Raw genomic sequence first — 15819 nt, 5'->3', positions numbered from 1 at the left:
TCCTTCGTAAATTTTGTCATACAAAAAACTGCACCTCCAATTGTTAGACTGTGTCTAACAATTGGGGTGCAGTTCAGACGCACAAGGCTTACTATACTTATATCCCTTTTAATTAGCTTGTTCTAAATTATCCTGCGAACTTCCATCGTCTTTTAAATGACTATGTTTTTTCGAATAAACAAAGTATACAACTACTCCGATTGCTAACCAAACACCGAAGTATATCCATGTTTTTAATGGTAAATTTACCATTAAGAATAGACAACATGCAACTGAAATAATCGGTAAGATCGGTACAAGTGGTACCATAAATCCACGTTGTAATTTCGGATGCGTTTTACGAAGAATGATAACAGTTACACCAACCATGGCGAATGTTAATAACGCTCCAATATTCGCTAAATTCGACAATTCTTTTAAATCGATAAATCCAGCAATTAAAGCACTACCAATTCCTGTTAACCAAACTGAAAATGTTGGAGCTTCAGTCTTCTTGTTAATTTTCGCGAAAGATTTTGGCAATAAACCGTCACGGCTCATTGCGAAGAATACACGAGTTGTTGCATAAATGTAAGCGAAAATTACAGCCATAATTCCGATTACAGCTCCAATAGCAATTACACCAGCCACTTTATCTTGTCCTACAACTTCTAACACATATGCCATAGCTTCAGGTACATCTAATTCCTTATAAGAAACCATACCTGTCATAACGAGACAAACTACAACATAAATGATTGTACAAATAACTAACGAAGCAATAATACCAATCGGTAGATCACGTTGCGGATTTTTTACTTCTTCAGCAGAAGTTGCTAATGCATCAAATCCTAAGAAAGCAAAGAATACTGCTGCTCCTCCGGCGAAAACTCCACTTATGCCGTACGGTGCAAATGGTATCCAGTTTTCTGGTTTCACGTAGAATACACCAACTGCAATGAATAAAACAACAATACCAATTTTAATTAATACCATTATGTTATTCACACGCTTACTTTCTTTCGTACCTCGTGATAATAACCAAGTTATCACCAACGTAACGATAATTGCGGGTAAGTTCACCATACCACCTTGCGATGGAATCGTTAACAAGGCTTTAGGAATTTCAAGTCCTAATCCACTAACTAAGTTATTGAAATAACCCGTCCATCCGCCAGCTACTGCGGCAGTTGTTACGACATATACGGATAACAATGTCCATCCCATTAAATGGGCAACAAACTCACCAATTGTTGCATATGAATATGTGTACACACTACCTGAAACAGGAAGTGTAGATGCAACTTCTGCATAACATAATGCTGCAAATCCACAAACAATTGCTGCAATCATGAATGAAAAAATAACTGCTGGACCAGCATCTCTTGCTGCTACTAATCCTGTTAATACTAGAACTCCTGTACCGATTATCGCACCAATCCCTAGCATTGTTAGGTCGAATGCCCCTAGCGTTTTCGTTAAAGTTTTACTTTTACTTTCCCCTAACAATTGCGTAACGGATTTCTTTTTAAATAGGTTGGCCACGATGTATGCCCCCTTTTTGCCAAGAAGAGCTAAGAGATCTTCACTCTTAGCTCTTATCATGTTGGTTTATATATTGTTCGATTTTGTTTTGTATAATGCTTCTATTAGCAAGATACTGTTTCTGCTTCTAATAATTCTTTAGCACCTTTGTACTCTACACCGTGAGCTTCTGCAACTGCTTCGAATGTTACATAGCCGTCTAATGTGTTAATACCTTTTAGTAATGCAGCGTTTCCTAGGCAAGCTTCTTTGTAGCCTTTGTTAGCAATTTGTACTGCATATGGTACTGTTACGTTTGTTAATGCAAGAGTTGATGTACGTGGAACCGCACCTGGCATGTTTGCAACTGCATAATGAACAACGCCGTGTTTTTCGTAAGTTGGGTTATCATGAGTTGTAATACGGTCAGTTGTTTCGAAAATACCACCTTGGTCAATCGCGATATCTACAACAACAGAACCTGGTTCCATTGATTTAATCATTTCTTCTGTTACAAGTTTTGGCGCTTTTGCACCTGGGATTAATACTGCACCGATTACAAGATCAGACTCTTTTACAGCTTCTGCAATATTGTAAGGATTAGACATTAAAGTTTTTACTTGGTTTCCGAAAATGTCATCTAATTGACGAAGACGTTCTGCACTTAAGTCGATGATTGTTACATCCGCACCTAGTCCAACTGCAATTTTAGCAGCATTTGTACCAGCTTGTCCACCACCGATGATTGTTACTTTACCACGTTTAACCCCTGGAACACCTGCAAGTAAGATACCTTTACCGCCTTTGTTTTTCTCAAGGAATTGTGCACCAATTTGTGCAGCCATACGACCAGCTACTTCACTCATAGGTGCAAGTAATGGTAGAGAACGGTTTTCTAATTGTACTGTTTCATATGCAATAGAAACAACTTTCTTTTCGATTAATGCTTTTGTTAATTCTGGTTCTGGAGCTAAGTGTAAGTATGTGAATAAGATTAAACCTTCGCTGAAGTGTTTGTATTCGCTTTCAACTGGTTCCTTAACTTTCATAACCATTTCCATGTTCCAAGCTTCTTCAGCCGTATCAACAATTTTTGCTCCCGCTTCAACATACCGAGCATCTGTGAAACCAGATCCTAGACCTGCACCCTTTTGAATGAATACTTCGTGATTGTTACGAATTAAATGTACAACACCTGCTGGTGTCATTGCCACACGGTTTTCGTTGTTTTTAATTTCTGCTGGTACCCCAATACGCATAATGAAATGCCCCCTTATAATTAACAGAAAAAAGAGATTCTTTTTTCTTTTTGTAATAATTAATAACTTATGTCCTTATTCTAGCATAACTTAAAAGTTATGAAAACGCTAACATACTATTTTTTTAAAGTTTATATATTTAGAATAGTGTAAATATATGGAACATTGATTCTATTAGCATCTTCATGCCATTTCATTATCTATCACTCTATTTTTATTATACGCCCTAAAAATAAGAAGTAATCATTTATTATTCGACAATAATGTAACAATGTAAGAAACCTAAGTATCGACGTATACATATACACTTATTACTGTACACAATACTTTAGAGATATATTCTTTTCATAAAAAAACAGCTGCAAGCATTTAGCCAGCAGCTGGATAACTTATAAATAACTTGGAAAATAAATCATCTGTTGTTTCACTAATTTTATCAAACAGATCACTTTCTTCCGCTTCTTGCTCTTTTAACATCTTAATTGTTTCACGTGCATCTTCAGGATAATCGGTAATGATACCATCTACGTTTAATTTATAATATCCCTTTAAACTTTCCATATCATTTACCGTCCATACGTAAATCGGCTTGTTTAACTTTCTTGCTTCTTTTACTAATTTCTTATTTAACATGTATTCTTCTGCTACATAAAAATCAGCCTTCACATTCTTTAAGTTGGCTCTACTTGCATACAGTATATATCCTACTTTTATATTTGGATTTGCACGTTTAAACTCTTTAATAAGCGGATAGTGTAGCGTTTGAATGACACATTGTTTCTCAAATTCATTATCTTTAATCACTTTTAATACTTTGTTTACGAAATCTTTTTCGCCACCATGAAGCTTCACTTCAATATTAAGTTTGATTTTGTTCTTTGACAGCTTAATGATCTCATCAAGTGTACTGATTTGTCCTGACAATCCGTCTTGACTAAGAGTAAGCTGCCTTAACTCATCCATCGTTAAATCTGACACATGAACATTAGCATTAGCAAGACGTTTTAGCTTCAAATCATGTATAACTGCTAGTTCACCGTCTTTCGTTTGCAGTACATCAATTTCAGCATAGTCTGCTTTCGCATCAATAGCCCCCTGCACAGCTTCTTTCGTATTCTCTACACCTTTTGAAATATAACCACGATGAGCCATAATAATTGGTTCTTTATATGTGTTTGTAATAAAGGTAACAATGAAGGCAACAACCATTCCAGCAGTAATAATTCCTACAATATATACGCCAATAAATTTCCAACGATGTTTTTGGAAGAAACATTTATCTGCTTTCGTTTTCGAATAATCTAATCCTTCTTCTAATAAAACATCTTCGACCGCAACCTTTTGTAAATACAATCTTGTTAACGCCATAATATAAAACGGCGTCATAATAAAGCTAAATAGGTACAATGTACTTGTTAAGAAGACTGAAATAGTTGACTCTGCTAGTAGTGCAAATGTCCCTTCTGGGTTCGTAAATTCATACACTCCCCACAGACAAAGTAAATAAATTCCTACACATAAAAGAAAGACGATTCCTACAGATATGAAAAAACCTACTAAAAAGAACAATACTTTAAAGAAGCTTTCTTTTACTAAGTTCGCACTTTTTCGTGCTGCCGTACGGAACGGCTTCTTCTCTAAAACGATAATAGGTAAAACAAAAATCCAACGAAGATTTAAATAGGCAACTACAGCAAAGAAAGTATAATATCCAACTTGCCCCATTGTTGTCTTAAATAGTTCACCTGTAATAAAATTAGGAATTTGAATTTCAGGAATCAATGCAGATTTATATCCCATACTTAATAGTGGTAATAGTACAACTGCATACAAAACAAATCCGGGTAAGCAATATGTAAACAGGGAAGGTAAATACGTTACTGTTTTATACAAAATTGGACGTAGTCTCACCTTTTGCCTTTTATGAGCGAAGTACGAAATGATAATAAGTACTGCAAACTCTGTAAATATAAGAAACAATGCCAATATAGATAAAATTAAAATCACCAAAATCCCGTATGGTGTTTTCAAAAATGCTAATAACTCATCATTTGTTGCGTTTGCATACCCACCAAAGTACAACAACTTATTGAAAATAATACCGAAAAGTGGGATAAACACAATCGCTGCTAACAATTTATAAGCAAGTTGGAATGTTAACACATTCCAAAAAGCAAATCTAACAGTTTGAAAGGAATGTCTCATTACTCCTGGTATAGATAGTCTTTTACGGTGTTGCATATATTCCTCCATATTCTAAAACGATATTTGAGATGGATTCCATATTTCCATTTCTAATCCATCTTTTTAATAATAATATATTCCGCTTAACATGAACACTCTTATACATACAATGAAAAAAGTGATGGCTACGTCCCATCACTTTTTCATTTACCCTATTTTTTCTCTAATCCTTGCCCAAATGCTTTCAAGAAGCTAAAACCGAATGTAATGGCTCTATTGATATCTGGATCTTTTAACACTTTAAAGAAATCCATCACTTTTGTTTTTTTACCACTATTTAATTCATCTGTTGCAAATTGCAATCCAGTAACTAAACTCGATGTGATTTGCTTCGTTACTTCTGGGTCAACTGCAGATAGCGCTTCCCCCGCCCCCATCATATTGTTGAGTGCATTTTTAACGGGTTCACGATTTAATTGCTCCACAGCGATTTTTGAAACATCTTCCTTCGCAGCAAGTAAACTAATCGCTGCATCTAATATCCCAGCCTTCTGCAACTGTGCTAAAAGCTGCATCGTTTCTTCTACTGCTTCACGATTATTAGATAGCTCATGTAGAAGTTCATCTGCTAATTGCTGTTTCTGTTCTTCCTCTGTTACAACTTTCTTTTTAATTAACGTAATTTCTTTCGCCACTATCTCCGCCCCCTAGTCCACAAGTGATACGTATTGTTTTCTTTGCCACTTTTGCTCGATTTCAACACCATTTTGCGGATTACGCTTTTTATCTCGCGGGTTTGAAGATGGTAACGGACGATTTCCTTTTTCACGTAACACACGCATTTTCACCATCGTTTGTTTATATGCTGGTGTACACGTATAAAGGTCTGTTGCCGTCCCAGTTAAAATATTGATTGCCTCTTCATTTACTGTTGCATGCATTGGTAAATATAGCTCTTTCCCCGTTACACGATCAGTAATAAGCGCTTGTACTTTAATTTTCCCAAATGGTGATGCTAATTCTACAAGACCACCATCTTTTACATTGCGCTCTATAGCGAGTTCAGGTGAAATTTCAACGAATACTTCAGATACTTTAGATAAAATACCAGCCGACTTATTCGTCATATTCCCTTCATGGAAATGTTCTAGCATACGACCATTATTTAAAAGTAAATCATACTCATCTGGCGCTACAACCGGTGGTACCCATTCATCTAATGATAAACGAGCAAGTTTATCTGGGAAGTTAAATCCATCTACATATAATAGCGGTGTATCGCTACCATCATGACTACCCCAACATAAACTATTCCATCCTTCTAGACGGTCATACGTCGCTTGAGAGTATAACGGTGCAAGTGATGCGATTTCGTCCATAATTTCACTTGGACTTTCGTAATTCCAATCCCCGCCCAGTGCACGAGCAACTTTTTGCAAAATCCACCAGTCTGGTTTGGAATCACCAAGCGGTTTCAATACTTCATATAATCTTTGAATACGGCGCTCTGTATTCGTAAACGTTCCTTCTTTTTCTAAGCTTGGTGCTGCCGGTAAAATAACATCAGCAAAACGAGCTGTTTTTGATAAGAACATATCTTGAACAACGAGGAAGTCTAAATTTGATAAAATATGTTGCACATGGTTCGCATTTGAATCGACTAAAGCCATTTCTTCACCCATGACATACATACCGCGTAGTTTTCCTTCTTCCGCTGCAAGTAACATTGCAATATTATTTAATCCTGGTGCTTTCGGAATAGTTGTACCGTATGCTTTTTCAAATTTCGCACGAAGCGTATCATCTGATACTGCTTGATAACCAGGGAGCCAGTTTGGTAATGTTGCCATATCACAAGCACCTTGTACGTTATTATGCCCTCTTAATGGGTATGCACCTGCACCAGGACGACGATAGTTACCCGTAACAAGTAGTAAATTTGAAATTGCTGCTGATGTCGTACTTCCTCCTGTATTTTGAGTTACACCCATTCCCCAAAGTATACAAGTACCATCTGCTTCATATACCATACGGGCCATTTCTTTTAACTGAGCTTTAGAAATCCCCGTAATTTCTTCTGTGTAATCAAGCGTATACTTTTCTAACATTTTGCTATATTCATCAAAGTTCTTCACATTTTCAGCTAAAAACTTTTTATCGTGCCAATCTTGATCAATGATATATTTCGTAATACCTGCAAGCCATACGTAATCCGTTCCTTGGCGCGGATGAATAAATAGATCCGCACGCTCTGCCATTTCATGTTTACGAAGGTCTGCTACAATCAGTTTTTGCTCGTGTAATTTATGAGCACGTTTTACTCTCGTCGCAAGTACAGGATGTCCTTCTGTTGGATTCGCACCAACGATAATAACAAGGCCTGCTTCAGCTATATCTTTCACTGTTCCAGCATCCCCGCCCATACCGACAGTTTTAAATAAACCGTCTGTCGCTGGAGATTGACAATAACGAGAACAGTTGTCCACATTATTCGTTCCATATATTTGTCGGGCTAGTTTTTGCATAAGGTAATTTTCTTCATTCGTTACTTTCGATGAAGAAATGAATCCAAATGCATCGCTGCCATATTGAGATTTAATATGCTGCATGTTAGAAGCAACAACTTCTAATGCTTCTTCCCATGAAGCTTCAACAAACATATCTCCTTGGCGAATTAATGGCTTCGTAATTCGATCTTCACTATTTACAAAGTCCCATCCAAATTTACCTTTTACACATGTGGAAATACCATTAACAGGTGCATCTGAAACAGGTTGCACTTTTAATATATGGCGATCTTTTGTCCATACTTCAAAGGAACAACCGACACCACAAAATGTACAAACTGTTTTTGTTTTATTAACTTTCGTCTTACGCATCGCAGCCTCTACTTCTGAAACCGCTAAAATACTACTATATCCAGGCTCTACATCCTTTACAAAATCAATCATTGGATCTAACACATCTGGTTTTAATCCAGTCATGAACCCAGCTTCACCTAGCATTGTTTTTTCCATTAACGCATTACATGGACATACTGTTACACACTGCCCACAACTTACACAAGATGAGTCATTTATGCTTACACCATGATCCCATATAACACGTGGACGATCTAAGTTCCAGTCTATCGATATAGTTTCATTAACCTGTAAGTTTTGACATACTTCTACACACTGTCCACAAGCAATACATTGATTTGGATCATACCGATAAAACGGATGTGACATATCCACTTCACAAGCACTTACTTTCGGCTCATACGGATATTTCTGTTCTTCAATTCCCATCATATGTACCGTGTTATGGACTTTACAGTTACCATTATTGTTATCACAAACGGTACAATACAATAAATGATTCTCTAATATTCGATCCATTGCCTCAGTCTGTGCCTCTTTTGCACGCTGGGACTGTCTTTCAATATGCATACCGTTCTCTAATTTCGTTGAACAAGCACGTAATAACTTCCCATTTACTTCTACAATACACGTATCACAAGTTTGAATTGGATCTACTTCTGGTACATGACAAATTTGAGGATGTTCCAAATTACTCTCGTTAAATAATTGTAGTATCGTCTTTTCACCCGATGTGGAAAATTCTTTACCATCCACGGTTACACGGACTGTCTGTTCTGCCATAGTTTCCCCTCTCCTTACAACCAACTGTACAACACAATTATGAATCCGTTTTCAAAATCGTATTACTGTACATATTTTTGAAACGCTCTGCCCGAATACTTTTCTTATGAAGTCGATTCTAGATGTTATAAGGTATAACTACGAAAGCTTGAAAATATCACTATTCTACAGTTCTATTATATCGTACATATACAATAATAACCAAAATAATCTGTGATTTCCTTGCTAATAGGTGTTTTTATTTCCCCATTGTTTTATGATAAATATGGGAGAGAAATACATATAAAAGGGGAATTTAATATGGGGCCTACGCAAGAGACTTATACAATTGTACGCTATCAATCTGGTACATTTTCAAAACAACTGGATGAGATTGTTACAGAATCTCCTATTACTATTAAATTAAATGGTGAAGAATATGTAACAGTTGTATGCACACCAAATTATATTGAAGATATGGTAATTGGTTTTTTAATTTCTGAAGGAATTATTGCTTCCTATAAAGATGTTGAAGAACTATGGGTGCAAAAAGATAACGGAATTGTCCATGTAACATCATCAAAAGTAAATCCACTCTATCAAACTTTATATAATAAACGATACATCACTTCTTGCTGCGGAAAAGGTAGACAAGGTTTTATTTTCGTTAACGATGCAGTAAAAGCAAAAGATTTACATGATATACATGTAAAAATTACTCCTGAAGAATGCTTTCACTTAATGAATACTTTACAACAATCTTCCACTACCTTTCGCCAAACCGGTGGGGTTCACAATACCGCGCTATGTGATCGAAACAATATCCTCCTATCAAGAATGGATATTGGAAGACATAATGCATTAGATAAAATATATGGTCATTGTTTACGCAACGATATATCCGTTAAAGGAAAAATCATCGCATTTAGCGGGCGTATTTCATCCGAAATTTTACTCAAAGTTTCAAAAATCGGATGTGAAATGGTTCTATCTAAATCCGCTCCAACAAAATTAGCATTACAACTTGCTCACGATTTAGGCATTACAGTCGTAGGATTTATTAGAAATGAATCTTGCAATATTTACACACATCCACATCGAATTGATGGTTATCAATCGAATAACTAAAATAACTCCTCGGTTGAGGAGTTATTTTAGTTATAAAAATGTAATATATTAAAGACTTGAATAGTTAATGAAGTTAATATATAATTTCATTACATATTAAAAACAAAACATTGTAGCATATATCTTTTCATTCTTTTACAAATTAAAAGAGACTGTTAACAAAACGCATACACAATCTTATTGAAGTAATGGATTTATTTCGACCAAGGAGGTTATAACTATGGAAATTCGCTTATTAACGACAGAGGACGCAGAAATATATTTAAAAGTTTGTATGGAAGGTTTAACGAAGAACCCGGAAGCTTTTAGCTCTTCTTATGAAGATGTTCTTAAACATGAGGATCCTGTAGCTGCTATGGCAAAACGATTAAGCAATCCGGATAAGTATACTCTAGGGGTCTTCAAAGATAACGATTTAATCGGCATTTCTACTTTAGAAACAAAGCCTTTCATTAAACAAGAACATAAAGCAAAAATCGGTTCCGTTTTTGTTTCCCCAAAAGCGCGTGGCCTTGGAGCAGGAAGAGCTCTAATTAAAGCAATTATCGAAAATGCCGATAAATTACATGTAGAACAACTTATGCTCGATGTTGTAGTTGGTAACGATGCCGCAAAAAAATTATATGAGTCATTAGGCTTCCAAACTTACGGCGTACAAGAGCGTTCATTAAAACATAACGGGCAATATTGGGACGAGGAACATATGGTTCTGTTCTTAAATGATTAATACTTCAATATAGTTTTTTAAAAGCATCTTCTTATTAAGGAAGGTGCTTTTTTCATTACAACAATGTAATCTTCATGTCACCTTTATCGATCGTACCAAACCTTTCCATTCATTATACTAAAAGTATAAAGTGAAACTTTACTCAGTGGAAAGCTTTACCTCCACTGAGTATTAGCCCTCACCAATCGGGCTTTTATGGGCAGTTGATCTTCCATCTAACTTCTTCGCATCCACTAAATCTTTAGATGGAATTCTTACTGCCCATTAATGCGGGGTAAAGTGACACTTTCATTAGTGAGGTACCAATCATGAAATGAACGTATAGCATTCAATTGATATATAAAGGAGAATGTGACATGAAACAAAACAAACGAGCTATGCTTTTAATATTTACTACAGCAATTGTAACTTCTGGGTTAGCAATTTTACCTTGGTTTATTATATAAAACTATTCCCCTAATAACGAAAAAAAGCTTATTGCTTCTTAAGAAGCAATAAGCTTTTTCTATATTATAAAATCCCCAAAATTTTATTTACACAACTTATAATAATAACCATAGATACGGCAATGCACATGACAACCGTATTACGATCTTGCTTTTCTTTTTTTGAAATTTCTTCTTTTGGATTCATGTGTATGATCTCCTTTTAAAAAAAGTGTGAGATAGGAAATTTTTCTTATCCGATGCGAGGTGAATACGAAAACCCTCTCTATCTCACATACACAATAGAATGGAATTGTCATTTTATAAATAAAATGACATGACGTTATGTCGCAACATAGGGTATTTTGTGTCGCTACGTTTTCTATTATAAAAAATAGTTGTGCAAAACTAGTGCATTTTTTATGTCAATTACTCTGAGCGAAAAATAACTCTTCGACCTAATCACATAAAAAGAGTTTTTTATTATTTTCATGTAAACTATACAAGTAGAATGAACAGTTTGGGGTGCACAATATTATGGTTAAAATTTTATTAGTAGACGATGAAGAACGCATGTTACGATTATTAGATCTGTTCTTAAGTCCTCGTGGCTATTTTTGTATGAAAGCTACCTCTGGCCTTGAAGCACTAAAGTTAATAGAACAAAAAGACTTCGATATTATTTTGTTAGATGTTATGATGCCGAATATGGATGGATGGGATACTTGCTATCAAATCCGTCAAATTTCCAACGTTCCGATCATCATGCTAACAGCTCGTAATCAAAACTACGATATGGTGAAAGGTCTCACTATGGGCGCGGACGACTATATTACAAAACCATTTGATGAGCATGTATTAGTCGCAAGAATCGAGGCTATATTACGCCGTACAAAGAAAGACGGCTTCGTTAGCTTCAATGGTATTGAGTGGGATAAAACGAAACATACTGTCACAGTATATGATGAAAAAATCTCACTGACTCCTATCGAATTTTCGTTACTTGGACTATTTTTACAAAATACAAACCGTGCTTATAGCCGAGATGATTTAATCGAAAAAATTTGGGGTTATGAAACAGACATTGAATATAGAACAATCGATTCACATATTCGCAATATCCGTGATAAATTACGCAAAAAAGGATTTCCAGTTGAAAATTACTTAGAAACTGTCTATAAAGTCGGATATAAATGGAAAAGTGAATAATTACTTCGGTCAGTGGACAATAGTATACCACTGACCCTTTATATGAAATAAGGTATGGTGAGAAAATGAGTAAACTTTCACTTAAAATTGGGACATACTTTTTAATACTAGCTTTATGTATTGAAACAATTGCTTTCGTATCTTTTTACAAAAGCATTTCAAACATGCGCATTGAGGAGGAAACACTTGCTCTTTTAGAAAAGGGTAATCGCTATAGTAACATGATTAAAAACCGCGCCAAGTGGAATGCATATTCTAAAGAAAAGAGACTCACAGAAAGCGCTGAACACAGTAAACGGCCTAAACGTGCTGTATACCCCGAGTTTGATATCAACACTGAAGCTGAACACTTAGTCGAATCAGAAGCAATTGCTAACTCTGATATAGCTATCATTATAACTGACAATAATGGCAAAATTATTTCCACTTCAGAACCTGTAACAAAGGTAATGCAAAAACAGCTTACTTGTAAAACAGAACCTATTCCAGCAAACGGATTGGTTGTCGAAAAGAACTGGAAAAAATCAAAATTCATCACAACGGTAAGCCCACTTAACACAGCAGAGTTTCAAGGAAAGTTATATATGTTATTAAAAACATCTTTCTTAGAAAATATGTTACTTAAACTCATGAAGCAATTTCTTATCATTAGTGTTTTGACAGTTATTTTAACGACTATTTCTGTCTTTGTTTTTTCTCGTGTTATTACAGAACCGCTTATAAAAATGAAGCGGGCAACAGAAAAAATGTCAAAATTAAATAAACCAATTCAATTAGGTATTAAACGGAATGATGAACTTGGAAGCTTAGCAAAGACGATTGAAGATTTATCCAGTGAACTGACTTATATGAAAAAAGAACGCAATGAGTTTCTCGCTAGTGTCGCCCATGAATTATTAACTCCATTGACCTATATGAAAGGTTATGCGAAGGTAGCAAAGAGAGACTCTTTAACGAAAGAAGAGCGTGAAGAATACTTACAAATCATTGAGGATGAAACAGATAGTGTAACCGATCTCGTCCAAGATTTATTTATGCTGGTGCAATTAGAACAACACCAGTTTGTTATAAAAAAACAAAAAGTGATTCTTCAACCATTTTTAGAACGAATGGTTGAAAAAACAAAAACAACATTAACAAATAAACAAATGCAACTCCATGTATATTGCAAAGATGATTTAGAAGTTTGCATAGACGAAAGACGTATGGAACAAGTTATGTTAAATTTATTACACAACGCTTATCAACATTCGCCAGAAAACACTACTATTACGATACGCGTACTCACAGAAACAGATTCTTTTACAATAAGTGTAGCCGATGAAGGAGAAGGTATTCCTGAAGAAGATATCCCGCATATTTTTGATCGTTTTTATCGTGTTGATAAATCGAGAACGAGAGCTACTGGAGGAAAAGGTATCGGGCTAGCTGTTGCAAAAGAAATTGTAGAATTGCATAACGGTTCTATTCTAGTAACAAGCCAATTAGGAGTAGGAACAAACTTTAGAATCGAGCTACCTTTTGAATAAGATGCGTGTGAAAACACCAGTAGTAGTAAACACTACTGGTGTTATTTTGTTCATAAAATCAGCTCATATAAGCTAACCTTTTGAAATTATTCTTATTTCAATATAAAATAAAGTAAAACTTTAACCAATCGGGCATTTACGGGCAGTTATCTCCCACCTAAATTCCGCGCATTCGCCGGATTTTAAAGTTGGATTCTTACTGCCCGCAAATAGCGGGGTAAAGGTACATTTGCAAAGATTTGGAGGGTGATATAATTGGATATCCATGTATTAACAAAAGATGAAGCAGAAATTTACTTAGAACTTCGTGTAGAAGGATTAAAGCAAAACCCTGAAGCTTTCAGCTCTTCTTATGAAGATATTATTAATAAAGAGTGTGCGATTGAATATAAAGCACAAAAATTAGCACAAGATGAAAACTATACGCTAGGTGCATTTAAAGATGGACAATTAATCGGAGTTGCAACGCTGGAAACGAAACCATATGTAAAACAAGAACATAAAGCTAAAATTGGTTCTGTATATGTGTCTCCAAAAGCACGCGGACTTGGAGCAGGAAAAGCACTTATTAAAGAATGTCTTGAACTTGCTAAATCTTTAGAAGTAGAACAAGTTATGCTTGATGTTGTTGTTGGCAACGATGGTGCGAAGAAACTTTATGAATCATTAGGTTTTAAAACATTCGGTGTACAAGAACGTTCACTGAAATATAACGGACAGTATTGGGACGAAGAGCATATGGTCTTATTCTTAGATGAAAATAAATAATAAAAAACATCCTCATGCCTGGAGGATGTTTTTTACTTTCTTGTATACCATGCCTTATGTAATAATTGAACCGCTTTCGCAATTTCGTCTTCTGATAAAATTGCAAACCCAAGTAAAACTACATTTTCAGGCGCAGTACCGTCTTTATAGTACGTAGAAACAGGATATATTTTAATACTATATTTTGCAGCTTCTTTAATTAGTTCTTCTTCTCGCATTCCATTATGCACTTTTAATAAAATGTGTAATCCAGAATCTTCTCCTATCACTTCAACACGATTAGAGAAATACTTCTCTATTTCAAAAACAAGTCGATCCCTCTTTTTTCGGTAGACGACGCGCATTTTATGAATATGTTTTTCCCAATAGCCTTCATTTAAAAACTTTCTAATCACTTCTTGGTCCATTCTTGAAACACTTTGTGTATAAAACAAATATTCCTTTTGATATTTTTCAATTACATTCTTCGGTAATACTATATAGCTCATCCGTAATGAGGGCAACAAAGCTTTTGAGAGCGTCCCCATATAAATAACTTTCCCATCTGTATCTAAACCTTGTAGTGCCGGAATTGGCTTTCCTGAATAACGAAATTCACTATCGTAATCATCTTCAATAATATACCTGTCTTCCTCTTTCTTCGCCCATTGTAAAAGCTGCGTCCTTCTCGTAATAGGCATAATCATTCCATATGGGAATTGATGAGATGGAGTTACAAATACAACATTCGCATCGCTATTTTCTAAATCTGCCATACAAATTCCGTCTCTATCTAAAGACAACATTTGAACCTTCTTCTCTCCCTGTTCAAAAACGACCATTTTCCTATGATAACCTGGATTTTCAACAGCATAATTACTTCCCTTCAACAATTGAAAAAGTAACTTCACTAATATTTGTGTTCCCGCCCCTAATACAATTTGGCTAGCTGAACAACGCACACCTCTAGATTCATACAAATAGTTGGCAATTTCCTCCCTCAGGCTCAATTCCCCTTGAGGATGTCCAAGAAAAAGCAATTCATTATTATGTGGTTGCCATACATCATTTATAAGCTTGCGGTACGTAGTGAACGGAAACGTATTCGTATCAACTCCTGTTTGGGTGAAATCAAATTTATAGTTTTCCTCCCTAAACGGAACCTCTTCTACTTTCGCTTCACTTCCTTCTACATAAATCATTTGTTCAACTTTACATACAAAATAACCTTTTCTCGATGCTGACTCAATATAACCTTCTGCAAGTAATTGCTCGTAAGCCGCTTCTACTGTATTCTTACTCACTTGTAAATAGCTTGCCAGCTTTCTTTTTGCAGGTAATTTTGTTAAAGCCGGAATCGTTCCATCTTTAATCTCTTTTTTTATATACTCATACAATTGCACGTACAATGCTCTTTTACTATTCACATTTAAATTAGGCGTTAATTCTAACACAATATCTGACCCCTTAATAAAACTAAAATCT

At 35.4% G+C, this 15819-nt stretch carries 12 protein-coding genes; 5 read left to right on the top strand and 7 right to left on the bottom strand.

Features of this window, described 5'->3' with window-relative positions:
• Window positions 1-108: 108 nt before the first annotated feature.
• The 5 genes from JDS99_RS21170 to fdhF form a co-directional block, all read right to left on the bottom strand.
• Window positions 109-1524, bottom strand: a complete 1416-nt coding sequence (locus tag JDS99_RS21170; RefSeq protein ID WP_048541647.1) for an amino acid permease — start codon at window positions 1522-1524, stop codon at window positions 109-111.
• A 104-nt stretch (window positions 1525-1628) separates the two neighbouring features.
• Entirely contained in the window at window positions 1629-2762 is a 1134-nt protein-coding gene (ald, locus tag JDS99_RS21165; RefSeq protein WP_199695653.1) for an alanine dehydrogenase, read from the bottom strand.
• Window positions 2763-3131: 369 nt separating this feature from the next.
• Window positions 3132-5003 (bottom strand): glycerophosphoryl diester phosphodiesterase membrane domain-containing protein, encoded by a 1872-nt coding sequence (locus JDS99_RS21160; protein ID WP_199695652.1) that lies wholly within the window; start codon window positions 5001-5003, stop codon window positions 3132-3134.
• 155 nt (window positions 5004-5158) lie between these two features.
• Window positions 5159-5641 (bottom strand): helical membrane plugin domain-containing protein, encoded by a 483-nt coding sequence (locus JDS99_RS21155; RefSeq protein WP_048541641.1) that lies wholly within the window; start codon window positions 5639-5641, stop codon window positions 5159-5161.
• A 12-nt stretch (window positions 5642-5653) separates the two neighbouring features.
• Window positions 5654-8590, bottom strand: coding sequence for a formate dehydrogenase subunit alpha (fdhF, locus tag JDS99_RS21150; RefSeq protein WP_000840694.1), 2937 nt, complete (start codon window positions 8588-8590; stop codon window positions 5654-5656).
• A gap of 300 nt (window positions 8591-8890) precedes the next feature.
• Here fdhF and fdhD point away from each other — a divergent pair, with 300 nt between their 5' ends.
• Both fdhD and JDS99_RS21140 read left to right on the top strand, forming a co-directional pair.
• Entirely contained in the window at window positions 8891-9697 is an 807-nt protein-coding gene (gene fdhD / locus JDS99_RS21145; RefSeq protein ID WP_199695651.1) for a formate dehydrogenase accessory sulfurtransferase FdhD, read from the top strand.
• 220 nt (window positions 9698-9917) lie between these two features.
• A complete protein-coding gene (locus JDS99_RS21140; RefSeq protein WP_000405878.1) occupies window positions 9918-10424 on the top strand; it encodes a GNAT family N-acetyltransferase in 507 nt (168 codons plus the stop codon).
• A 510-nt stretch (window positions 10425-10934) separates the two neighbouring features.
• Here JDS99_RS21140 and JDS99_RS32420 read toward each other — a convergent pair.
• Window positions 10935-11057: a hypothetical protein gene (locus JDS99_RS32420; RefSeq protein ID WP_001068388.1), complete on the bottom strand. Its 123-nt coding sequence runs from the start codon at window positions 11055-11057 to the stop codon at window positions 10935-10937.
• Between the two features lie 329 nt (window positions 11058-11386).
• Here JDS99_RS32420 and JDS99_RS21135 point away from each other — a divergent pair, with 329 nt between their 5' ends.
• From JDS99_RS21135 to JDS99_RS21125, 3 genes are all read left to right on the top strand, one after another.
• Window positions 11387-12058 (top strand): response regulator transcription factor, encoded by a 672-nt coding sequence (locus tag JDS99_RS21135; RefSeq protein ID WP_000238949.1) that lies wholly within the window; start codon window positions 11387-11389, stop codon window positions 12056-12058.
• 65 nt (window positions 12059-12123) lie between these two features.
• The gene (locus tag JDS99_RS21130; RefSeq protein WP_199695650.1) at window positions 12124-13587 is read left to right on the top strand and encodes a sensor histidine kinase; all 1464 of its coding nucleotides are present in this window, start codon (window positions 12124-12126) and stop codon (window positions 13585-13587) included.
• Between the two features lie 255 nt (window positions 13588-13842).
• On the top strand, window positions 13843-14355 hold the full coding sequence (locus JDS99_RS21125; protein WP_000351216.1) for a GNAT family N-acetyltransferase: 513 nt from the start codon (window positions 13843-13845) through the stop codon (window positions 14353-14355).
• A gap of 32 nt (window positions 14356-14387) precedes the next feature.
• Here the strand turns inward: JDS99_RS21125 and pdxR are convergent, their stop codons facing one another.
• Entirely contained in the window at window positions 14388-15788 is a 1401-nt protein-coding gene (gene pdxR / locus JDS99_RS21120) for a MocR-like pyridoxine biosynthesis transcription factor PdxR (protein WP_199695649.1), read from the bottom strand.
• Between the last annotated feature and the right edge of the window lie 31 nt (window positions 15789-15819).

Origin of the sequence: Bacillus cereus group sp. N6 (assembly GCF_016483705.1) — a bacterium.
GTDB classification, from domain to species: domain Bacteria; phylum Bacillota; class Bacilli; order Bacillales; family Bacillaceae_G; genus Bacillus_A; species Bacillus_A wiedmannii.
This window is presented reverse-complemented; position numbering and strand designations above follow the sequence as displayed.

What these genes read in the sequence shown, in the direction of transcription:
- fdhF (WP_000840694.1), bottom strand. Translation starts at nt 8,590, where the DNA reads ATGGCAGAACAGACAGTCCGTGTAACCGTGGATGGTAAAGAATTTTCC.
- JDS99_RS21135 (WP_000238949.1), top strand. Translation starts at nt 11,387, where the DNA reads ATGGTTAAAATTTTATTAGTAGACGATGAAGAACGCATGTTACGATTA.
- JDS99_RS21140 (WP_000405878.1), top strand. Translation starts at nt 9,918, where the DNA reads ATGGAAATTCGCTTATTAACGACAGAGGACGCAGAAATATATTTAAAA.
- JDS99_RS21130 (WP_199695650.1), top strand. Translation starts at nt 12,124, where the DNA reads ATGAGTAAACTTTCACTTAAAATTGGGACATACTTTTTAATACTAGCT.
- JDS99_RS21160 (WP_199695652.1), bottom strand. Translation starts at nt 5,003, where the DNA reads ATGCAACACCGTAAAAGACTATCTATACCAGGAGTAATGAGACATTCC.
- JDS99_RS32420 (WP_001068388.1), bottom strand. Translation starts at nt 11,057, where the DNA reads ATGAATCCAAAAGAAGAAATTTCAAAAAAAGAAAAGCAAGATCGTAAT.
- fdhD (WP_199695651.1), top strand. Translation starts at nt 8,891, where the DNA reads ATGGGGCCTACGCAAGAGACTTATACAATTGTACGCTATCAATCTGGT.
- ald (WP_199695653.1), bottom strand. Translation starts at nt 2,762, where the DNA reads ATGCGTATTGGGGTACCAGCAGAAATTAAAAACAACGAAAACCGTGTG.